Origin of the sequence: Pseudomonas sp. p99-361, assembly GCF_003935475.1 — a bacterium.
In the GTDB taxonomy this organism is placed as follows: domain Bacteria; phylum Pseudomonadota; class Gammaproteobacteria; order Pseudomonadales; family Pseudomonadaceae; genus Aquipseudomonas; species Aquipseudomonas juntendi.
Genome location: NZ_RHQO01000027.1, coordinates 41,500 through 63,199, shown reverse-complemented (window position 1 = coordinate 63,199; position 21,700 = coordinate 41,500). Strand labels below are relative to the sequence as shown.

Sequence of the window (21,700 nt, the reverse complement as noted above, 5' to 3'; positions counted from 1 at the left end):
TGCAGCTGTCTCCAGTAGAGTATGAGAAACGCTATTTCCTGAGCTTGGAGAGTGTCTAGAAAACCAGGGGCGATTCACCCGACCTTGTTTTTTTGCTAATGTACTCTTATACAAAGCGCAAAGATTTTTCACCCTTGAATAATTGTATCTTAACCGAGTAAAAGCATCTGCGAGTGCGGGATTACTTTCACACTCCACTTTCCAGATTGTTAGCATACGCACCTATTGTTTAACAAAAGTGCCCCTCCCCCCTTTAAAGCTGCTACCGCATGCCCTCTGAGGTTTAGGCATCCGCTTATGCACGTGCAAATTAATATGACGCAAAAATTTTTCGCATACCCTTTCATCCATGATGAACAGAGCATCGACTCACCCCAATTTAGACATAGCCGAGGCTTTCTTCGCAATGCCGTTGAGCCCAGCCTCTTCTTCCCCAGCACTAATAATATCTTTTAAAAGCCCAATCATATCGGACGGAGTTTTGTTCAAGCGGAGGCCGACATAAGTCCCATCAAATGAAGATACTGACACTGAACAAGCCTTTTTCTCTCCTAGCAATTTGGATTGACCACTGCCCAGTAGAAACCAACCGAAATTACTACCTATTTCACTTAGCACGAAAAGCCCAAAGCCAGAATTATCATAGATATTTTCTTCCTGACTTAGGTTCGCTGTACGACTCACCCCCGGTCGAATTGCCTGCTTTAGCGCTTCTTGATCATCACCAATTTCATAGGCCGCACGCAACGAACGACTTATACCCATACCTTCGTCCACAACTACGAGTTCAGCTGCCCCATTGGACCAGCGCTGACCACAAACGAAACATTCGGAAGCTCCAGAATGTTCAAATACATTTCGTATGATTTCACGAATGGCGTAGGTGTAGAGGCGTAGTTCGTTACTTTCATCGTGCGAACCAGCCAAAACGCCTGCCAGCTTCCTAGACACTGTCTGAATCGAATCGTACCAGACCTCCAACTCACCAGCTTCTGCTGCATCGGCGGGCTTCTCGATCGCGATGATGGGCAGGTAGGTCTGCGAGCCTTTTGCCTCACCGACCTTTTTACCCTGTTGGACACCAATGAAATCGAAGAAGCCCAAATGCATCAAATAGGTTTGAGCCACATTCGCATCGGTAAGCTCAGAGCGCCAAACTTCTAAACCTAGCGATTTTCGGTAGTCCACCCAATTTCGCAGAACCACACCGACAACGAGCATTGAGGTTGGTGTGGAAAATTCGAGGCTGCTAAAATTGATGGTTACCCGCTCTGGGTGATCCTTAGCGTCGGCCAACTGAGCAAAAAAATCACCTAGGCAATCCTTGTCCAATTGCTTGGGAAAATCGATCTTCATGGTATCCCTTCCTTATTATCCTGCGGCAAGTTCAAATTTCTAAAGACCATGGGTTTCACGGTTGCCAACCAACGCATCAACCAGGCTGATCCGAACGAAGGCAATAAGAGCAATAGCAACGCTCCGCCATGCACGGTTTCCGCCAGCCACGATAAGAACGCTGACCGGCCTGCGCACGAGATTAATCATGTGGTTGGCTAGACGGCTACAACGCCTACTGTTCTTCGTAGCCAAGACACCCGGTGGGCGCACTGTGTCCCAAGTGAAAGCAAATACTTACACAGAAGAGTGGCTGTGTGCCACTACCACTGACTTATAAATGATTTGGGTTGTCTATCGCGGTCTGAAATGCCCTTACGCCTGAGTACACTACCTCCAGAACCTGGCAAGCAAGGAGCAACGGAGTACTGTGCATGCTCCAACGCAATCTTGCTCGCTCAGCGAACCCACTCCCCAAAAGGCGCGCCGCCTTCGATATACCGCGCAGCCGTTTGCACATCACGCCATCCGACATAGTCCATCAGGGCTTTACTGCTCCATTGGTTTTCACTCGCCCAGGTAGCAAAGCCTCGACGCAGTGAGTGTGCCGAATACCCTTCCGGGTCGACGCCGCTGCGCAGAAAAATCTGACGCAACATACGCGAAAGGCTGTTGGGGTGGAGTGCATGCACCTCTATATGGCCCCAACGATCGATTGAACGAAACAGCGCGCCCTCGGTGAGCCCGCTTTCATTCAGCCAAACCTCATAAGCAGCGACCGGGCACAAGCGCTTCAGTGCCGGAACCTTCACGACGCGGCCGCGGTTGCTGCGGTCGCTTTTACTACTCGACAAGAACAGTTCTAACCCCTGCTCCTTCCGCAACTGAATATGCTCGATACGCAGCCGGCACAATTCATCGCTGCGAAACGCCCGCCAGAAACCGAGCAAGATCAGCGCCTGGTCACGCGCAGCGCGCAGTCTCACTGCCGGCGCCGACCCAGCCAGTTCGTCACCGAGTTGCGCGATACAGCGTTCCAACTCATTCAAGGCTAAGGCCTCGGCCTGCTTTATCGGCTGAGGGTGCAGTGCCTGGATGCCCTTTAACGTATCGCGGACCCGCGGCGCCTTGGTGGGGTCAGCAAAGCCCAGTTGCTGATGCCAGCGCGCCAAGGCGGCCAGGTGCACACGCAGGGTCCTAGTCGTGAGCTGGTCGCCATAGTGCGTGAGGTAGCGCACGACACTTTCGCTGGAGGCGGGCAGCAACCCGCCCCACTCCGTCTCGAAGTGTTCGATGGCCTGGGCATAACGTCGCTCGGTACTGGCTCGACGTGCAGCCCGGATATAGCGCTCGGGCGAAGTGTCCACAACCGCCTCCGGCTGTACCCCTCATTCGGCTAAAAAGCCGTTAATAGCGGTATCACGTTCGAGAAACTTGGCTTCTCAAACGTCAGTCTGTCCGATTATTGGTATCGGATCAGGCGCTTGTACACGTGTACTTCCATACTGACTGAACAGTACGAAAAAGTCGGAGCAGAACCATGGCCCGCGCTGGTATCAACAAAGCCCTCGTGCAGCGCGCACGGGATTCCCTCCTCGCCCGTGGTTTGTCACCCAGCATTGAGGCCGTGCGAGCAGAGCTCGGTCACACGGGTTCAAAGACCACCATCCTTCGCTACCTGCGTGAGCTGGACGTGGCTGAACCCCATCCACCACAGGTGAATCTGTCGGAAGAATTACAGGCACTGCTGCAGAGTCTAGCTGAGCGTTTGGCCAACGAAGCGCAGGCCACGGTCGCCGCCGATCGCGCCCGCCTGGAACGGCAACAAGCGGCCTATCAGCAGCAGCGCGCGGTGGAGGCGGCGCGGTTCGAGCAATTGCAGGTGGCACATACCGCAGAGATGGAGGCCCACCGGCAGTTGCGTCTACGTGAAGTGCAGCTGACGGGCCAACTGCAACTGGCCGAAGGCGAGCGACGGCGTCTTGAAGAGGCTTGCCGGCAACAGCTGCAGCTGCTCGAAGAGCGAGCGACGACGATTCACTCGCTCGAGTCCAAACACCAGCAGGCGCGTGAATCGCTGGAGCACTTTCGCCAGCAGCATCAGTTACAACGCCAGGAAGAACTGCAACGGCATGATCAGCAGTTGAGTCAGTTACAAGCCGAGGTGCGGGGATTGCGTGAACAGCTCGCCGTCCGCCAGGAAGAGCTGACACAGCTCTACCGGGATTTGGAACGCGCTACCAGCACGCAGGGCTACCAGCAGCAACAGCTCCGTCAGCTCGAGCGTGAGCTGAACGCCGCGCAGCAGCACTTGGCGGCCGAGAAGCGGCTCATGAACCAGGCGCATCAGCAGGAAGAAATAATGGCGGGCGAGATCACCTTGCTACGCGAGAAGTCCAGGTCTTACCTCTTGGCCCACCGACATGACCAGCGCCTCCTACGGGCGCAGGTGCAACAACTGGCACGCCTGCAAGGCTTGGTCGAGCCGGGATCATCCGACAGCCCAACTCAATGAGGAATCGAGCTTTGGCGCGGAGTCGTCCACACCTCACGCAAGCGTCGGTGTGTGCGTCAGCGCACGCTGGGGCAGGGAAGTTAAGAAAAAATGCAGCAAAACGCCAAAACTGAAGATTTTCAGGGGCCGCTTAAGAAAAATCTGACGCCCGAGTCTTTCTGAACAGAAAATTCCCGGATAGCCTCATACCACTCAAGCACTAGTTTAGCCATCTACAGCGACCTGGCGGTCCCTACTCACGACGCAGAGTCCTGCCCGCACAGGCCGGATTGTGGGCTTACGGATCACATCGTTAAATTGGGTAGTAGGCGGCCACTGATCAACAGACGGATATCCATGTCTATGCGCCCTACCCTTTCCCGTGAAACGGCCATGTTGGAGAGGGGCAAAGTACGCCTCCTGAGAAGCGGTGATTTCTTGACCGCCGAAGCGTTCGCAGTGCTGGCTCAGCTGGGCACAGAGCAATCCAGAGCTGAACTCGAGAAGTGGAAACGCGCGGGCAACATCTTCTCGCTAGTTCATGAGGACAAGGAATACTTTCCCCTCTATGCCTTTGATCCCGCTTCGAGTTTCCGCCCATTTTCGTCGTTGGCAGCTATCATCACGACGCTCTGTTCCAGCAAGCCTGACTGGGCTGTGGCGCTCTGGTTCGGCTCATCCAATAGCTACCTGGGGGGCCAGATGCCGAAGGATGTGATGGTGAGCGACCCGGCGCGGGTACTGGATGCAGCCCGAAGCGAGGGGTACGGGGCGCTACAGGGTTGATCGGCGCCCAACGGTTTGACTAGCCCAATTCGTAGGCACACCAGACCAAAAAACGCATAACAGCGTAAGCGAAGCAGCTGACACAACAAGCTCAGCACTGGACCCGGCAGAGCGCTTTTTCGCAGGTAGACTTAACCTGCCAGACGTCCTACTGGCTCCCAACTCCGGTCTTTGGAGGCAGCAATGTCGAGAAAGCGACTTTGGCTGCTGCGCTTGGCCAGTGCTTGGCGGGCTTCTACTTGCAAACGGGCGGTCATCAGAGGCTTGGATTCGTGTTTGATCTGCTTCATGGGCACCCCGCGTGTCATGACATTTAGGTGGATAGTATTACGCTCAGCGACCCTGCCCAAGCGCTTCGTCGCCTCGTACTCGAATGGGGCAGCATCGGGGCAGGCAGCAACTGCTACCTAGAGTATACGTGGCGATCAATAGACACCGTAATCGAGCCGTACCAGGAAATCCGCAACCTCCATGTACCCCTGATCAGTTTCCAAGAGCATGCATGGCAGACGTCGGTTAAGTCCGATCGCCTGCTTGGTGAGCCATGCTTCAGCCAGTTCAGGATTGCCCAACACTTGCTCAGCTGTCATCGAAATTTGTTCGCGACGTCTCATGAAGCAGCGGTGTTTTAGGCTCCAACACTTGTCAGGAAATGGCGAGCTGAGTACGAGGATCCTAAATACAGTCATGCTGCATAACGCCCGAGTGGTAAACCCGAACTGCGTCGGGGAGGTCTGATTTGCGATGGTGATGTCTCACAGGGGCTGCCGGTCCTTTACCCTGTAACGGTATTCATGGGGAGAGAATCGTCCCGAGCCAAATAGCAACTCAGCGGTGAACGACTCCACGAACGCAATAGCCTCGCTTTGCACGTAGCGTTCGTAACGGGCGCGATAGGCCAGAGGCACGGTAGCGCGATTGCCTAAGCAAAGGCTGACTAGCTCCGATAATAGATAGCCACGGACGTCGTATCGCACATCCGCCGCTTTGAGCACAGTTGCATAACAAAAGTAGTAAACAAGCGTTGCAACACCGGAGCTCTGGGGCAAATTTTGATCGCTAATCTCTAAATTCCTACAACGCCATTAAACCGCTAACGCAGTGACGACACAACGTCCTAATCTGGGATGCCAGCGGCCAAGGCTTCAAGGTAACGTCTCAAGGTATCCACGGCCTGCTGGGCTAGCGGTTGGCTCACGACATACATTTTCACAAAGTCTCGCTTAACGCTGTTACTCCATGATTGGCCTTTGGATGGCGAGCAAGGGTGACTACTGGTCACCTCTGCTCGCTGGGATCAGGAGATCATCTGCTTGCGCTTGCCATAAACGACAGTGCGCTTTGCTTCGCATTTGACAGTCCCCACATAGCCCCGCCGCTTCAAAGCCTCCGCAAGTCTGATGTCATCCTCGGAGGTGGAAAAGTGCGCACGGGCCTTGTTGATGAGCTGTGCGTGATCCTCGCCAAGAAGAGGAAGCACCGCAGCCACGTGCTGCCAGCTGCAGTTCATCTGCAGCATCTGGATCAGTAGCGCTGTCCGCAGTTGAGCGTTCAATGAAGCGTCAACACTACACTGGACGAGCACGGGCAAGTAGCTGGTTGGGAAGACAGCCTGGACATCGTTAGCTCGCGCGCACGTGTAAGCCAAATCGTCGATCGCCCCTTGTCTTGTGCTCAGCGCCTCTATGGTGATGCCCTGCCACATCATCATGGCGTCTGTCAGGGACACGGCACTCGAACGGCTCAGCAAAACCACCAGCATGATCGACAGCGTCGTCAAGTCCAGTGTGTCTCGAGCTGCCTTCCAGTGGTGAGCTATGTATCGAGCTTCGATCGCAGGGTCATACTTCGAAATCAACTCTCTGATTTCTAAGCTGTACCCTACGTATGGCGCGTTGTAGAACGCGACCCATCGTCCGATGGGCACGGTGCTTTTCACCAATGCGGAAGGCTCCAGGATAATCTTGGAGAATAATGCGTGGAGCGTAGCATTCGTGACGCGCTCATTTTCAATGAGGAAAGATTGTAATTCCTCCTCCTTCTCCTTGCCCCACAGATCTTGCGCCAACCCTGAAGCGTTTCGGGCGATAAAATCGATGAACGTCGGCACCGCCGTTTGTCCAAGGTCGTAACGCACCTCCTGACCAGACAACTTGGTGTCGTCAGCCGTCATGACAACGCTGTCAAAGAACTTCCAGACGTTGTCGCCCTTCGCACTGATTCGCTCAGACTCCAGGGCCGGCAACCACAGCGCTACCGGCAGGTTGTCTAAGTCATCCACAATGCAGTGAGTACGTTCAAAAAGCGCTAGCTGAAGATCATCCTCGCCTTTTATGAGCGCAAGCAAGCCTAACAGCGATTGCTCCGTTTCCTCCAGAGCGCCCTCTTGGCTCAGCAGTTCGTCCACATACTTCGTCGGTGCTTTAGCAACAATGTCACCGAAACCTGTAAGGCCTAGAGCATCGAGGCGGGCGTGAGACACAGTACCTACCTCGCTGCCTGGCTCCCGAGATCTGCAGAGCAACTTCAACATCGGTAATCCTGGGCTGATGCAGCCCCACTCGACCAGCTGTTTGAGCTCCTCGGCAGTGATGACATCATTTGCGTTAACGAACTGTGCAGGTTTGCTCCGCAGCCAAGCCCAGCCCATCTCATTAGTGGCGAGTCCAGATACCAATTTGCTGACGTCTCTCAATTCGTTGATGATCCTGAGCAGTGTCCCCTTGCGGCCATGCAATTGCTCAACCTGCTCTGCAGCCAGGCTGTCAAGCACCATGACCACGAGGTCTTCGCGCGCGAAGGTTGCTTTCTCGTAGGAAAGGAGCTGGTTGATGAGGTTTGGATCGTTCTCGAACAGCGCGTTGATGAAAGCAGCTCTTGCCTCGACTGGCAGTAGGACAACCACTTCGGATAGTCGTCCCATGTGCTGGTGGCCGCTCTTGAGGATCACTGACAGCTTTTCTTTTCGGGCTTGGACTTCATCCTGACGAGACTGAGCCAGTTCAGCGACCAGGTAAACCAGCAAGCCCTTGCCTTTGTCGACGGAGTCCAAGTCTAGCTTACTCGCCACGCGCTCCGGATTTCGGATTGGTGTGCCGACCTCTAGTGTTTCGCCGCGGGCCAAGGCCATGGTGAGCATCTTGTCCGCCTGGGACAACGAGCCTTCGTAGAAATATCCCAGGTAGTCGGTGTAGTCGGTATCCAGGTAGCCCCGGTGAAGCAGAAAGATGATCAGCTCGTAGCCCGTGAGTTTCGGAGCAAACGACTCCCCGTAGCCCACGCTACATGCGAGGCGGAATGGCATGGTCTTGAGCCTTGCAATTTTCCTTTGAAGCTCGATGGTTTCGTCGTCGATGTCACCCAGCGGCATTTGTAGTGCTGTGACTCGCTCGTCATATTTCAGACCCTGCAGCACAGCTTTGGGATTGACTGCTTCCCCGGTCTGAGTGCCGTAATGCCTAACATTAACCTGAGGCGTAACCTGCCGCTGGTTGAGCGCCCGATTGAACACCTCTTCCTCGACAAATGCCAGCAGCGATACGGAGGTGCCGTCCTGAAAGGTCAGCGTGGTAGCCTGCTGAAGTCCGCCCTTGCGGAAAATCTCAAACCACACGCAGGCACGCAGACTGGCCAAATCCGTGGCGACTTCCGCCTCGCGCTTGGCTCGACTTTGCCTCAGATCTGCAATCTCCGCCTGAAGACGGTCAGTCTCGGTTATCACCCACGCCGAATAACCCTCAATCACCTGGTAAATCGTACCCTTGCGCTTCAGGAGGTCGGAGTAGGCCTCAGGGTGCAGGTTCCTTAGCGCAACCATCCCGAACAACTTATTGGGATCGAGCACTAGGCCGTCGGCGGCAAGAAGGTTCGCGTAGAGATCGAATTCGTTCACGATATTCTTGATCAGCCGCATCTCGTCGATGTGGTATCCCACCGTCTCGATCAGCTTGGGCGACAAGCCGGCACTCAGCAGCTGATCCCCTACCTTTCGCTGGCCCAGCAGCTCGACAAGCTTCTCCCGCGAGTTCTCCGAGTGTACGACCGGGATGATCGGGATAATCAGGTCAAAAAACTTCGTCTTGTCAGTGGCAGCGAACATCTCATCCCGCAACGCGTAGATGAAATGAATCGAACGAGTGACCTGCGGTGACTGGCTGATGATGAAGTTGATCTCGCGCAACCTGAAGAAAATCTCCTGAATGTCAAACCTGTCCAGGTCTTCAATCACCACCACTTCGATGTCACTGCGCTCGAAGCAGTAGATGATCTCATCGACATTCTTGTGCAGCACCGACCCGTGATGGGTAGCCTCAAGCTTGCCGCCTTTGAGCGTCAGACCGTCGATGCTGAACTGGGAAAACAGTTTCAGAGCTGAGTACAACAGCCACACGCAGCCAGCAGTTACGACAAGCAGCGCAGCAGGCTCGGGTATCCACATCACCCCCTTCAACGCCCATTCCTTGGCAACCTCAGAAAGTGTCTGCAGCTTCGGCGCGCCCAATCGCAGGGTGCAGATGCCAATAGCGGCAAGACATATCGTTCGCCACCATACTCGCGCCGTTGAGGCATGAGTGATGCGTTTGAGCCTTGTCTTGGGCAACTGATCGGCTTTCACCGCATACAGTAACTGCTGAACGATCGTCTCCTCGATACGATTCAGCAAATCAGCGCTGGCCGCGCCCTCGTTGGTCGCCGTTACCGTTGACGCTGTGCTAGATGCTCCATCCGCGGCATCAGGCGCCATGGAGCCGGTCGCAGCGGGTGTGTTCGCCTTGGTAAATGTGGCTAGCGATACAAAGGTGTGCTTGAAGCCGGGATGGTGTTCGAAAAATGTCTTTAGGACGCTACTTTTGCCTGCGCCATAACCACCGGTGACGGCGATGTTAAGCACCTCATCATTGTGAAGCGCCCTCAGAAGCTCGCGTTCGTATCGGGCAACCCGGTCTTTTTCGACCAACACGGGCGTCAACGGCTCGAAAAAGCGATCGTCTTTGCTTCCCCACGCTGCAAAGGATCGCTGTGTCGCCCGGTAACCGGCTACCAGTGCCCACCAATAGCGTCTTACCCCGTCCCCGAATTTCCCACTCATCTACCCGATCCTGATTCTTGGCCTGCCGCGCCAGATAAGCGCCCGCAAATTCTGTGCCGTGTACTGTACCGTGATCAGCGGGCCGAGATGACACCTCTAATAGCGGCTATTGCCATAGATGCGAGAATTTAGGAAATCGGAGCCAAAATGGTGATCGCATCATGGTTCAGCCAGTTCTCGACTCCCCCTGGAATGCCCCGCGCAAACACACATTAAATCTGCAAAAAAATGTGTAGAAATTTCTCACAATACGTCTGTGGGATAGCGACGCAGGCCCCGCCCCTGTTGCATTAGAGCCGCTGGGAATCTGTGCAAAAAAATGTGCACATTTGCCCTGCAGTCATCGAGGGGGGGTGTTGCTCGCGGCGACCGACGAGGCTTCGGCTGCGCACTGCAACATTTGACTCATAATGGCATCCTAAATGACCACACTACGGGCTTGAACCGCCAAGCGGCTAGCTCTTCCGCTCCAGCCGGCCCTAGTCATCAGGGCTCTGAACAACACGACGGGAGCAAGCGGAATGGCCAACGCACTCTGGCATGACTCCCCACGCGCACACTCGCCGGACGCACACCTGAAAGTGAACGGTTAAGAGATCACTGACTTTGACAGTAGCCCGCGCTTCGCCATCAGCTCCCCGTGATTGACAAGCGCCTCTCCTGCCCGTTCATTGATTGCCGATGGACGCTTGCCAGTACCTCAACAACATCCCGTACTGCAGTCGCCTTCCATTCTCTTGCGATGCTGGCAGCTGCGACGCTCCTCTGGCTCGCAATGAAAACCGTTTGTCACCTTGGGGACTACTTTACTGCGTCGCTGACGCTGCTGCCTTCAAGCTCACACGAGCGCTTTTACCTCGATAAATCCATACTCTTAAGACAGGCGGAAAGCACAGGAGTAGCGGCCATGCCCCGCGCAGGAGTTAACAAAGCAGTCGTTCAAATCGCTCGCGAAGCGCTCCTCGCCCGCGGCGTGCATCCCAGTGTTGATGCTATTCGTGTCGAGTTGGGCAACACCGGCTCCAAGACAACCATCCAGCGTTACCTCAAAGAGCTTACTACGGCAGACCTACCGACGGCCGTCTCTGCGCTCAGCGACGAACTCGTTCACTACGTGGAGATCGTAGCCAAGCGCCTCCTCGAGGAAACTCGGCTGCGGAACGCTACCGAGCTCCCCCAAGCGGACGAGGCAGGGCGACAACTCACCCCGACCGAAGCTCAAAGTCAGGAGCTGATTGCCAACCTGCAAAAACAACTTGCCGATCAGCGCACTGCGCTGGAAAACGTTAACAGGCAGAAGATCAGCCTGGAGCACCAATGCACAGCCCTGCAGCAAATGCTTAGTCAGAAGGAAATCACCAACCATGCCCTCAGTGAGCGCAACGGTCACCTAGAAGCGTTACTAGACCAGGAGCGCGATCAGCCGCATTTACCGGCCGTGCTCAATCACCAGCATGACGAGCAGCAGATTCAACAGCTGAAGGAGGAGCAACAGAGCCTCAAAGCGTCGCTCCTGCAAACCCAACGAGAACTGATTGGGCTTTATAGGGAGCAGAAACAATTGTTAGCCGAGAGCCATCTCAAGACCCAGCAAACACTGCCCGATGGTCAACAGAACCAGCAGAACGAAGGTGTTTGGGACCAACAGGCCTGATTGTGTTTTCAGCTGCTCCCCCGTCAATAGATTCCGCCCCAATCACGCCCATAAGAAAGCCTAAAAGCATAAGACCCATTTACACGAAATTTTTTTAAGGTAAAATCCCGAATATCGAAACCAGAGCCCACAAAGAATGACTAAAAACCCAGCTCATACCATCCCCGACCTGATCATGGCCAACATTCCGCGCGACCTGCTTATGGGTATCGAGGACGCTCTTGAGGCGGGCGCTATGCGAGCCTTCTCAAAGACCAAGGATCTGGCAAAAGGGCATCGGAAGAGTGCGCTGGGCCAGATGCGCCACTTCCAGATGAACGAAACGTTCAACGAAGCATTGCTCGCCGCGAATGCCGAGATGGTTCCGTTGAGAGGCAACGGAGTGGTGGTGGGTAAGTCTGGTGTTCTCCAACTGAGCCGTCTCAATATTTCGGAGTCGGCCTGGAACAACAGCAACCGCAGCGTGACCCGCCGCAAGCTTGCTGAGGCTAACAAGGGAATGAAGCATCTGTTGCTCCCATCTCTCTTTGACCCAGTGGAAGTCAACGCCGGTACCCTTTTTATCGTGGCGTGTTTCAGCGGCTCGCTACAGATCCATCCTGAGAAACCAACCCAGATCTACATCGCAGTGCCAGACGAAAAAATGGAAGGCTGGCTTTTCCGCGAGAAACTGGGGCTCTTTCTCTCTCGTTATGATGAGGCACCGAAACAAGTGGATTTGGCTCAACCCAAACTCAAGACGAAGCTGCTCAACACGGAACGGCAAACAGCATCATGAGCCGTGGAATCATCGACTTCAAACCCGAGCGCCTGTTACAGGCGCTCGCTGCGCGTGCACTGTCTCAAGTACAGCTCGCATCCATGGTCGGGGTTTCCCCTGCTACGGTCAGCAAATGGAAAAACGGCTTGCAGGCTCCTGAGGCGGAAGCGCTCGCGAACCTTTCTGCAGCTGTGGGTGTGAGCCCGGAGTGGTTCACGCGTCCGTTGCCTGAGAAGTGCTCGCTGCCACTGTTTCGCAGTAACGCGTCCGCTCATGCCTCTGCACGTACGATGCTGGAAGCCCGACTAGAATGGGCTCAGGACGTGGTGTTGTCCCTGGGTGAGTTTGTGGATTTTCCTGAAGTGAATCTGCCAACCCGATCGTTCACTGACCCCGAACAGATCAGTAGCAGTGACATTGAAGAAGCGGCTATTGAGTGTCGAGATCTTTGGGGCCTTGGCCGTCGTGCGATCCCAGACCTTGCTCTGGCCGTTGAAGGTGCCGGTGTGATCGTCGTGCGCGAAGAAACTGGTGTGGCCACAATCGAAGGCCTCTCGGCCTGGAGTCATGCGCTTGGCCGTCCATTTGTTTTGCTGTCGGCCGACAAAGGCAATGGCTTTCGCAGCCGCTTCGACCTGGCGCATGAACTTGGCCACCTCATCCTCCACAAAGGGATTGAGCGCTCAACGGACCCCCATCGCTACAAACTCATGGAAGATCAAGCGCATCGGTTCGCCGGCGCGTTCTTGCTACCAGCAGAAACCTTTGCAGCCGATGTAAAAACACCGGTTACCCTGGACAGCCTCCTACTGCACAAGCAGCGATGGGGGGTCTCGGTTGCGGCTATGGTGATGCGACTGTGGGCACTTAAGGTCATTGATGACGATGCCAAATCGCTGTTGTTCAAGCGTCGCTCCGCGCGATGGGGCGTGAAAGCTGAGCCAGGTGACGATGGCCGCGCACCTGAACAAGTTCGCCTCCTCAAACGCACCATTGAGCTTCTTGCATCCTCTGGCGTTTTGCCACTGGAATCGGTAGCGGGCTACGTAGGCTTGGCCGCCCACGACGTGGAGAATCTGACCGGTCTTCCTCGCAACTACCTGACCAACAAAGCAACAGTGACACACTTAGCCAGGCTCAAGAGTACGGTGAACCGACAAGCCTCCACGCACCATGTAAGCGGTGTAGTATTGCCTTTTAATAAAGACCGATAATCCCACAGAACGCAGGCCGGTGTTCGCATTGTCGCTCCGCGAAGTGCGAGCGCTGTCAGATTGACGATTGCTAAACCGCTATTTACGCTTCCACTGCGTGGTTGCATCCAGTAATGCTGCTGACCAAGGCTCTAAAACCTAGGTCAGCAAAAAACCGCCTATGAAGGCGGTTTTTTGCATCTGGGAGATGCCTTCCAGCCGGCAAGCTAAGAACACTTAACGTTCAGACGAGAGTCCAATTCTCGCATCATTCGGCGCAACCAGTCAGGGCAACGCCTAACGCCTCTCAGAATGCTCTTCATGAACCTGTCCATGAGGGGCTTGCCGCCCAGACAGATACACCAGAGCATTGCAGCGTGAATTTGATACGAACCGTCTTCTGGAGGCAGCCAGCCGCTTTCGACTAAAAAATCGCGCCCCTGTTTGAGTACTTCTCGACGTTTGTTAAAAGCCAAAATGTCAACGGGCCAATTCAGTGCGGGTGTCGCCCCCCGCAGTGGCTTTCTTGCAGACAACCACTCATCAATCAGCTTCCACAGGTCCCGATAGCACCCATGATAGGCAGGGTGGAGAGTTGCTAAAGCTAGGTAATTGCAAAAATGCTTATTAAGCCAACTTCTCTGCGAGGAATACTTCACTGTATCTAACAGGGCCAATGGAAAAGCGAGCCGCTCCCAGTCGGGGATTCCCATCGCCCACCTCATCCTTGCGTTCATTCGGTCACGATAAGTGGAACCCTCCAATGCTCGGGTGAGAGTCTTCAAAGACGCGAGGTAATGGATGGAGGCACAGGGATCGCAATCGTCCCATTCGAGTACCTCCCAAAGCGGATTCTTGAGTACTCGATCCAGTTCCGGCTTGGCCTCTACCAATCTCTTGACACAGCATTCCCGCAACTGAATTCCGTCATCCAGCAACTTAAGCCACTTCGGATTGAGGTGAACAGCCTTAGCTTCGTCGGGGCGCAACCCCGCGTAAAAATCAGGACGATAGAGACGATCACACTGGTAGGCGAAGTCTTTCCGATCTTTTGCGCGCAAAAGATCGAAAAGATATGCACCCATAAACCGCATGCGGCAGCGCTTGATGGCGGTAATCGAAAGTGTCGACACTTGTCACCTCCACTCCACAATCCCCCGTTTGAGAGTCTAGGCCCTATTACATAAGAATGCATCCATAGGAACAAACGCGCCCAAGTCATCAGCGAGCAATGCGAAATCTGCTCTCTTGCAAGCATATGATTTTCTTGAAAATAGCTTTTATCAATCGTTATTACCGGCGGGTGATCAGTACCCTCCCGGGACAGGATGCGGCCCTCAGCTCCCGATGCGAAAACTGCTACCTATAACCTCATGATTATCCTGAGTATTTTTATTACCTTCCGCCTAACCTGCCACGAAACGATTCAAGATTTTTATTACGTATGGGCGCATTCTTGCTCTCCGGCCTAGCCTCCCTCCCCACCCTGCTAGGTCCAATTGGAGGTTCCGCTCATGCGATCCATCTACCGAGGGTTCTCATCAAGGCCATCCATGCAACTTGGCGGATGGTACCTTCCAACCTATAGAGATTATTCACTTCAAAAAGGGCTGAACTCGCCTTTAACCCTGAAGTGGTTTTTTACGTCGAAATCCAAGACTTTTATGGTGCGCTGCCGAGTTCGAGGAGGCAGTTGGTCGGTAGCTTCTTTCCCCTCCGTTGACGTGGCGATTTGCAGGACTCTTTCAATGAGGTTGTTCGAGGCCAACAAACTTCAAGAAGCTGATGAACGGCTTTCGCCCTTCCCAAGTCTGCAACGCATGATCCGAATCAGGGGAGCAAGGGGAAGCCAGAAAATTGTATTTTTCAGCGTCCCGGATCGTAAACCCGATCTGACGCCGATGTGGTATCACCACCCCACCCGATACACTTTCCACTGATTCTGAGTGTATAGGGCTTCGCTCTTCTACAAGCCCACTGACTGATCAGGCTCGGCTTCAGATACTCAGTCGTATCGAAGACACTTACGGCGCCGTACTGCATGCTGAGCCTATTCGATTTGACCCCATCGCCACGTTTCCAAAAAAGGAGGCGTCATCATGCTCGTATCCAGTTCATCTCAAGTTCAGAAAGCGCCTCGCCAAGCTCTCAATAAAGGGCGCCCGGGCAGCCGTGTTACGTTCTTCCCCTCTCGAAAGCTTGGCCACCCGATCGCTTGCGGCAATCTGATACAAGCGGACCTTTGTATCCATCTCGAATACAGCCATCATGTAAGCTTTTATGAATGTCGGCCGCCAATCTTGCAAGCTGACGGCATACACTTCAAGGCAGATTTCCTAGTCAAACTCGATGATGGATCCTCATCGTATTTGAAAGTCATTCCATACGATATTCAGCACCATGAGCAAGAAGGCGAGTGGCAAAAGCTCAAACTTCGCCTGCTAGATGAGGGCAACACGGTCGTCTGGCTCGCACCTGAAGACCTGCCCAGCCCCCTGCTGACGTCAAATCTGCGCAGTCTCTACTACTACAGTTTTGGAGCGAACCGGCGGCTGGCGCAAAGAGTTTGCAAGTATGTCATGGGCCTGAAGGACCAACGGGCAACAATAGAAACGCTTCTCGCCAACGGCGCTTGCACGGCGAACATCTATCAAGCCATTTTCTCGGGTGGCCTGCATGTGCGCCTCGACCAAAAACTCTCACCACAATCAATGGTGTACGGGAGGTCGGTATGAACGGTTCTGATTTCAAGATCGGCGAGCATTACCGCTATCGCGGTCAGCGATTCCAAGTGCTGGATGTCAGACAAGACACGGTACAACTGCGGGCGACAGAAGGACAAAGGGTTGTGCTTCGTCAGACAGTTGATATCTTGGCCAGAGCAATGAAACGCGGAGATTTGGTCAAGAGCCAGGAAGCAGCACTTATTGCTGACCCACAAAAAATCCTGGCCGGCTTGCCCAAGCGCTACCTCTTGGATTTTGATCGTCGCCTGCACTATGTACAAGGATTGATGGCGCGCTTCCACGGGCATATGCCCAAAGGTCGTGCCACATTAGAAATCAGTGAGCTGGCGAAACGTATCAACGACATCAGCATTCCCAGTTTCAGCACGGCGCGCCGCTGGATCCAAGCCTTTTGTACCTCCGGTCTGATGCCAACCGCGCTCATTCCGCGCAAGCGCCAAAAGTCCAAGCATCGCCTTGAACGTCAGCCTCGGGAGGTCCAACAGATCATCCAGCAACAGATGGACGTGCTTTACCTGGTGCCGGAACCTGCCTCTAAGACTGAGTTAATAGATGCCATTACTCTGGCGTTGAATGAAGCCAACGACAACCGCCCCTCTCACGACAGGCTGAAAGTCCCATCACCCTCGACGCTCAACCGCATTCTCCTCGAGCATGATGCATATGAACGCACAGTTGCTCAGAAGGGTAGCAAGTACGCTCAGAAGCAACACGGATGGACGCGCAAGCGGCCCCGGCCCACTCGATTGTTTTCGTTGGTGGAGGGTGACACTCAACAGATGCATGTTTTGCTTGTGGATGAAGACAATCAGGTCATTGGCCGGCCTTATCTTACCGCCTTTCTTGAAATATCGACGCGGATGCCGATCGCTTGGACCATCGGCTTTAATCCGCCATCGCTCGATACGACCTTGAAAGCCCTGAAGTTATCAATGTCGTCGGATAACCCATTCGGAGGCGTGGCGGAACGCTATGTATTCGACAGTGGCTCCGAATTCATTGGGGATAACCTGCGCCGAATCATAGGCATGCTTGGCGGGGAAGTTTGTTATTGCGAGCCAGGTACTGGCAATCAAAAGCCACATATTGAGGCTTTTTTTGGGGTTTGGTCGAAAGAGATCGCCCATGTAATGCCTGGCACTACATTCTCAAACATAGTCTCTCGCGGTGACTACCATTCCGAAGATCACGCCTGTTTGACCCTCAAGGCACTGGACGACATCTTTAGCCGCTGGGTAAAAGAGGTGTACTGTGAGCGCACTCACAGCAGCCTTAATACTTCGCCAAGAATGGCATGGGAAGCAGCTCAAAACCCAATGTTTCCGCCTAGACGGCACTCTCTCTCAGAATTGCATCACCTTTTTCTCAGGGCATTTACCGCATCCGCACAGCAGGGTCGACTTCGCCACAAGTCGTTGTTTTGGACTGGGCCGGCTGTGGCTTACCTCGCCAATCGGGAGCCTAAGGTCGAAAAACTGGTCGTTTTTTATGATCCAAGCGACCTAGGGAAAGCGTGGGCAAGTCATCCCAGCTATCCGGATGAGCTGATGGAACTGCAGGCCGTAGATCCTGATTATCAGGAAGGTCTGACGCTCGATCTGCATCAAGAGACGGTGAAACGTTTGCGGACGAATAATCAGAACTTTGATTCCGGCCGTGCCCGACAGGCTCGTATTGCAATACTGCGAGAATTGGCGGAGCTCAAAACTTCAGCCAAACGTCGAAAATATCACCAAACCAAGGAACGCATTTCCCTGGAGCGACCGCAGAAGCTCAGGCTACCTAGGCCGAATAAACCTCAAAAAGTCCGAAACTATCGTTTTCATGGCAAGACGCCTGGAGACGATGCTCCAGTGGAAGTCTGAACGATATTTGTAGCTAGTTCAACAACCACTCGCCCCGCGGCTATTTTCGGCGTAATCCGGCGCTTTGCAACGCAGAGCGCCCCGAGAGATGCGGACTTCAACCCGCCCCCCGCGTCCTTCAACTCCTAGTTCGTTCGTGTACAAATGCAAAATTACGGAATTTCACCATAGCATTCGTTGTAAAAATACAAGCGGAGCCCCTCAAATGGACGCTCAAACTCGACAAATCCTAGCTCGATTTAAACGTCAGGTAGTATTCCACAGTCAGTACAAGTTCGCTTTCTCCCAGATCGAGAATGCAATTGAGAATACCGAAACACTGGGAGAACCGTTATGCGCCATACTCTATGGAGTAAGTGGCTCTGGCAAATCCACACTCTGTAAATACTTCGAAAAATATCACAGCAGCGACCCTGTTATCCGACGGGATGATGGAACCTATGTACAACTCCCAATCTTTTACTGTGAAGTTCCTGCCCCCACCACTGTACGAGGTCTGATAGGAAACATGCTAACCACATTGATAGGCCAGGAACCCAAGGGGACTATTGTGAAATTAACCCAACAACTCTCGACCTGCCTACATACAGCAAATGTAAAGGTGATTTTCTTAGATGAAATTCAACTACTCTGCGTGACAACCATAAGCCAGAAGGTGAAGCTCGACACTTTGAACTGGATTGTCACGCTGCTGAATAAATCCGGAATTCCGATTATCTTATCTGGAACCGAGCTATGTCGCGACATCCGCAACAGTCTTGATACCTTTGCTAAACGTTACCCTTACGTTGCCGAGCTCACTAACTTCAGTTACGAAAGTCACAGCGACAGTGACTACCTCACAGTTTTGAAGCAGCTCGACTCAGCAATGTACTCCATCGCCTCAATCCAAAGTGGCGTCCACCTGAATGACCCATCCATTGCAGCGGCGATATTCGTTGCAACTTCTGGAAACTTCAAGATCATGCGCTTGATCATCAGCGACGCGCTAAAGTCTTGTTTACAGCGAGAGGGGGCGAATGAATTGAAGCTTGAAGATTTTTACATGGCATGCGAATGCCTCTCCCTTCCAGACAGGCTTACCGATGAAAATCCATTCGCCCTTGATCTGAATGAAAATCTGCTGACAATTAGCAGCTCCGCGGAGAAAAACTAATGAATAAATTTCTGTTTATCCCTAAACCTCTCCCAGATGAAAGCCCTAGTAGCATACTGAGGCGCATGGCGAAACGCCATGGTTTAGTTAAAAAATCTGACCTTTCTCTGATGTCTATTCCGTCCACCTACATCGGTCCGTTGCTTTACAGAAACCACCCAATCCCCCAAGAAATTGCAAAGTCGATTTCGACTCCTGAAGACCGAGAAAGCTTTCTCAGCGGATTTTACCACCCTATTTCTGCGCTGCTAAAAAAACCTAAAGTTATTCTCTCGGGCATGGAGGTACCTGCAGAATTTATCCGAACCTCGGAAACCGCATATTGCTCCGAATGCAGAGCTAGCGATCACGAATATTTTATCAAGGATCTTACTTTAACGCTTTATTGCCCGTACCACTCCCGCAAATACCTACGCAAGTGCCCTCAATGCGGATACAATTTAGCTTGGCACTGGATTCTTGATGACCACTGCCGCTGCCCAGAACTTCCTGAGTCCGATCTCTGTAGCGTCGAAGATTTTACATTCGAGCAACGACTTCTCAGTATTTTTAAGAATAGAGAAACAGAGAGCCTCAAGGAATTATTCAAATACTTAAACTTGCTAGGCTACCGCCGCACTGACGAAAGCCAATGCTCTGCAACAAGAGCCATTACTCTATTAGCCTTAGCGATAATGGATCGTGACGAATATAACATTCTAAAGCAGTTAAATCATCTAAACTATTTGTACCCTGAAATTCCAAGGCGCATTATCTGCGCAAAACTCGCAAGAATCCGAACCAAGGAAACGGAGCACTGCACTAAAGTTTTTTTGACCCAACAACACAACTTCTGCCCTGAATCCGATCATGGCAGCCTACCCCTAAAATCAAGCTTCCACTTAAATCGGTCGCAAATATATGCATGGCTCTCAGTAAATCACAAAGAGCGCAGACTGCTGAGTAATGAAAAGCACTTCTCTGCACTCAACGCCAAATACCCAGTTAGTAAAATTGAAATAATGGAGCAAAGGGTACTAGAATTTCGAACAGCAGATGAGCGAAACATCAAACAACCTGTTAATCGACACACTGTAAAAACCTTGCAGGAAAAGTTTGCAGTATCGGCAATATGCATCCAAGAAGCTGTATCAGAGAAACTCCTCTCACCTTATTTAGGTCCGCGCCATCAGTGGTTTTTCTCAACAGAAGACGTTGAGCAATTCTCTAACAAGTTTATTTCCATTCAACTGCTATCGATTCAACTAGCACTGCCGCCAAAGACCATACGAAAGGCGTTAAAACGCTTCCGCAATTTGGATGTTGGCGTTCGCAAGCCAGCTTTTCGTCGTTACGTTATCAGTAAGCAACAGAAAGATGCTGTTATGGAATGGCTTAGCCGCACGGAAATTCGAGTTCTTCATTCCAAACAACCCCACCACGTACTCCCGCACTTAACAGGCAAAGAGAAAGGTACTTGGCTATCAGCCAGGGAAGCGTCAGTGGAAATAGGCGTAGCCCCTATTACCCTGAAGGATCTTATCAGAAAAGGATTGTTGCCATGCGACTATCGAGAACTAAGAGGCAACGGATACGCACTTAACAAAGCACAACTCCTGCAGTTCAAGAAAACATATATTGGCACAACGGAATCCTGTGGTCTTCTCAAGTGCAATTTACATGCTACATCTAGAATACTAAAAGCCTCAGGCATCCTGCCAATCACTGGGCCAGACATAGACGGCGGCGAGAGAAACTTTTTTTTGCGAAAGTTCGTTACGGCTCATGCAAAAAAACTCAATACCCTTAACAACAAAAAAACACAATATTACAATATCGAAGACGCGTGTAAAAAACTGAGACTTTCAAAAAAAACACTAGCAACGCTTATAGAAGCTGGGGCCCTACCCTCGTGCAACTTCACTGGAGGACAGGACATTGCGCTTGACAAGACTAGCATTGATAATTTCTTCGCAACATACTCCACCGCAAACACTATTGCAAAAGCGCTGAATATCTCGACGCCCTGCCTCCGGCAAGAATTGAATAAAAAAGGAATAAGCCCGATCGCGGGAACTCAGCAAAAGGGACTTGGCCAACACATTTATGAGATAAACGCCATTAGGGAGGTATACCCTTTGATTGAAACCTTGATTAGGACAAACAAAAAAAAACCTAGCAGCCATCTGGTCAGTGCATCTGCACTCATGGAAAAATACAACATATCTACACCACAGTTTTCTCAATTCTTCACCTATTCGGGATTCGCCCCATACTTGGAATTACCTCGACAGGGCCCCAAGGGTTATCACTTCACAAAAAGCAATGCTCGGAAAATCTCTAGAATTCTAGATAAATATCTAACTTTCCGCCAAGCCGATAAACTTTTTGGTCACTACGGCCTTACCAAATGCTTAGTGCATCAGAATAAACTGAAGCCATCGCACCCCCTTTTGCCACATTCCAACCTACCAATGATAGATCGAGCCACCTTGCTCGCATACATTGCCTCAAAAACCGATTTGTAAGCGGGTCCAATACTGTTAAAAATACTTTACCCTTCTTCTACACCCCCTCTATCAGCATCTATCCCACGGCTAGTGATTTGCATTACCGGCGTGCAAAAAACCAATCATTCTGAT

15 protein-coding genes are annotated in these 21,700 nt (G+C 52.6%); 9 read left to right on the top strand and 6 right to left on the bottom strand.

The features are described 5' to 3' along the window. Positions 1-369: 369 nt before the first annotated feature. Complete coding sequence (locus tag EGJ22_RS14065) at positions 370-1,356, bottom strand: hypothetical protein (protein WP_028697351.1); 987 nt, start codon at positions 1,354-1,356, stop codon at positions 370-372. 437 nt (positions 1,357-1,793) lie between these two features. Continuing rightward, the gene (locus EGJ22_RS14060; RefSeq protein WP_028697352.1) at positions 1,794-2,702 is read right to left on the bottom strand and encodes a site-specific integrase; all 909 of its coding nucleotides are present in this window, start codon (positions 2,700-2,702) and stop codon (positions 1,794-1,796) included. Positions 2,703-2,875: 173 nt separating this feature from the next. On the opposite strand from EGJ22_RS14060, the gene EGJ22_RS14055 reads away from it, so the two are divergent. Then, a complete protein-coding gene (locus EGJ22_RS14055) occupies positions 2,876-3,850 on the top strand; it encodes a DNA-binding protein (protein WP_028697353.1) in 975 nt (324 codons plus the stop codon). Positions 3,851-4,267: 417 nt separating this feature from the next. Beyond that, positions 4,268-4,615 (top strand): hypothetical protein, encoded by a 348-nt coding sequence (locus EGJ22_RS14050; protein WP_125920305.1) that lies wholly within the window; start codon positions 4,268-4,270, stop codon positions 4,613-4,615. Positions 4,616-4,746: 131 nt separating this feature from the next. On the opposite strand, the gene EGJ22_RS26155 is transcribed toward EGJ22_RS14050, so the two are convergent. The 3 genes from EGJ22_RS26155 to EGJ22_RS14035 all read right to left on the bottom strand — a co-directional run bounded on the left by EGJ22_RS26155 (position 4,747) and on the right by EGJ22_RS14035 (position 9,704). Next, positions 4,747-4,905: a hypothetical protein gene (locus EGJ22_RS26155; protein ID WP_177432066.1), complete on the bottom strand. Its 159-nt coding sequence runs from the start codon at positions 4,903-4,905 to the stop codon at positions 4,747-4,749. A 135-nt stretch (positions 4,906-5,040) separates the two neighbouring features. Continuing rightward, on the bottom strand, positions 5,041-5,205 hold the full coding sequence (locus EGJ22_RS26930; RefSeq protein ID WP_182387691.1) for an MbcA/ParS/Xre antitoxin family protein: 165 nt from the start codon (positions 5,203-5,205) through the stop codon (positions 5,041-5,043). A gap of 707 nt (positions 5,206-5,912) precedes the next feature. Then, on the bottom strand, positions 5,913-9,704 hold the full coding sequence (locus tag EGJ22_RS14035) for a hypothetical protein (RefSeq protein WP_050439928.1): 3,792 nt from the start codon (positions 9,702-9,704) through the stop codon (positions 5,913-5,915). 640 nt (positions 9,705-10,344) lie between these two features. Between EGJ22_RS14035 and EGJ22_RS14030 the strand changes: the two genes are divergently transcribed. The 3 genes from EGJ22_RS14030 (at position 10,345) to EGJ22_RS14020 (ending at position 13,332) form a co-directional block, all read left to right on the top strand. Further along, positions 10,345-11,358, top strand: a complete 1,014-nt coding sequence (locus EGJ22_RS14030; protein WP_125920303.1) for a DNA-binding protein — start codon at positions 10,345-10,347, stop codon at positions 11,356-11,358. A 136-nt stretch (positions 11,359-11,494) separates the two neighbouring features. Continuing rightward, the gene (locus EGJ22_RS14025; protein WP_053870419.1) at positions 11,495-12,136 is read left to right on the top strand and encodes a hypothetical protein; all 642 of its coding nucleotides are present in this window, start codon (positions 11,495-11,497) and stop codon (positions 12,134-12,136) included. Further along, a complete protein-coding gene (locus tag EGJ22_RS14020) occupies positions 12,133-13,332 on the top strand; it encodes an XRE family transcriptional regulator (protein WP_125920302.1) in 1,200 nt (399 codons plus the stop codon). The genes EGJ22_RS14025 and EGJ22_RS14020 overlap by 4 nt, the downstream gene beginning before the upstream one ends. A 206-nt stretch (positions 13,333-13,538) precedes the next feature. Here EGJ22_RS14020 and EGJ22_RS14015 read toward each other — a convergent pair whose 3' ends face one another. Then, positions 13,539-14,444 carry a hypothetical protein gene (locus EGJ22_RS14015; RefSeq protein ID WP_125920301.1) on the bottom strand — a complete coding sequence of 302 codons (906 nt, stop codon included), beginning with the start codon at positions 14,442-14,444 and terminating at the stop codon, positions 13,539-13,541. A 966-nt stretch (positions 14,445-15,410) separates the two neighbouring features. Between EGJ22_RS14015 and EGJ22_RS14010 the strand changes: the two genes are divergently transcribed. From EGJ22_RS14010 to EGJ22_RS13995, 4 genes are all read left to right on the top strand, one after another. After that, on the top strand, positions 15,411-16,046 hold the full coding sequence (locus tag EGJ22_RS14010; protein WP_125920300.1) for a hypothetical protein: 636 nt from the start codon (positions 15,411-15,413) through the stop codon (positions 16,044-16,046). Next, entirely contained in the window at positions 16,043-17,923 is a 1,881-nt protein-coding gene (locus EGJ22_RS14005) for a DDE-type integrase/transposase/recombinase (RefSeq protein WP_028697361.1), read from the top strand. Before EGJ22_RS14010 ends, EGJ22_RS14005 begins: the two co-directional genes overlap by 4 nt. Positions 17,924-18,128: 205 nt before the next feature. Further along, positions 18,129-19,079: a TniB family NTP-binding protein gene (locus EGJ22_RS14000; protein WP_028697362.1), complete on the top strand. Its 951-nt coding sequence runs from the start codon at positions 18,129-18,131 to the stop codon at positions 19,077-19,079. Then, the gene (locus EGJ22_RS13995) at positions 19,079-21,586 is read left to right on the top strand and encodes a helix-turn-helix domain-containing protein (protein WP_080694528.1); all 2,508 of its coding nucleotides are present in this window, start codon (positions 19,079-19,081) and stop codon (positions 21,584-21,586) included. Before EGJ22_RS14000 ends, EGJ22_RS13995 begins: the two co-directional genes overlap by 1 nt. Positions 21,587-21,700: the final 114 nt, after the last annotated feature.

What these genes read in the sequence shown, in the direction of transcription:
- EGJ22_RS14065 (WP_028697351.1), bottom strand. Translation starts at nt 1,356, where the DNA reads ATGAAGATCGATTTTCCCAAGCAATTGGACAAGGATTGCCTAGGTGAT.
- EGJ22_RS14055 (WP_028697353.1), top strand. Translation starts at nt 2,876, where the DNA reads ATGGCCCGCGCTGGTATCAACAAAGCCCTCGTGCAGCGCGCACGGGAT.
- EGJ22_RS26155 (WP_177432066.1), bottom strand. Translation starts at nt 4,905, where the DNA reads ATGAAGCAGATCAAACACGAATCCAAGCCTCTGATGACCGCCCGTTTG.
- EGJ22_RS26930 (WP_182387691.1), bottom strand. Translation starts at nt 5,205, where the DNA reads ATGACAGCTGAGCAAGTGTTGGGCAATCCTGAACTGGCTGAAGCATGG.
- EGJ22_RS14035 (WP_050439928.1), bottom strand. Translation starts at nt 9,704, where the DNA reads ATGAGTGGGAAATTCGGGGACGGGGTAAGACGCTATTGGTGGGCACTG.
- EGJ22_RS14025 (WP_053870419.1), top strand. Translation starts at nt 11,495, where the DNA reads ATGACTAAAAACCCAGCTCATACCATCCCCGACCTGATCATGGCCAAC.
- EGJ22_RS14020 (WP_125920302.1), top strand. Translation starts at nt 12,133, where the DNA reads ATGAGCCGTGGAATCATCGACTTCAAACCCGAGCGCCTGTTACAGGCG.
- EGJ22_RS14010 (WP_125920300.1), top strand. Translation starts at nt 15,411, where the DNA reads ATGCTCGTATCCAGTTCATCTCAAGTTCAGAAAGCGCCTCGCCAAGCT.
- EGJ22_RS14005 (WP_028697361.1), top strand. Translation starts at nt 16,043, where the DNA reads ATGAACGGTTCTGATTTCAAGATCGGCGAGCATTACCGCTATCGCGGT.
- EGJ22_RS14000 (WP_028697362.1), top strand. Translation starts at nt 18,129, where the DNA reads ATGGACGCTCAAACTCGACAAATCCTAGCTCGATTTAAACGTCAGGTA.
- EGJ22_RS13995 (WP_080694528.1), top strand. Translation starts at nt 19,079, where the DNA reads ATGAATAAATTTCTGTTTATCCCTAAACCTCTCCCAGATGAAAGCCCT.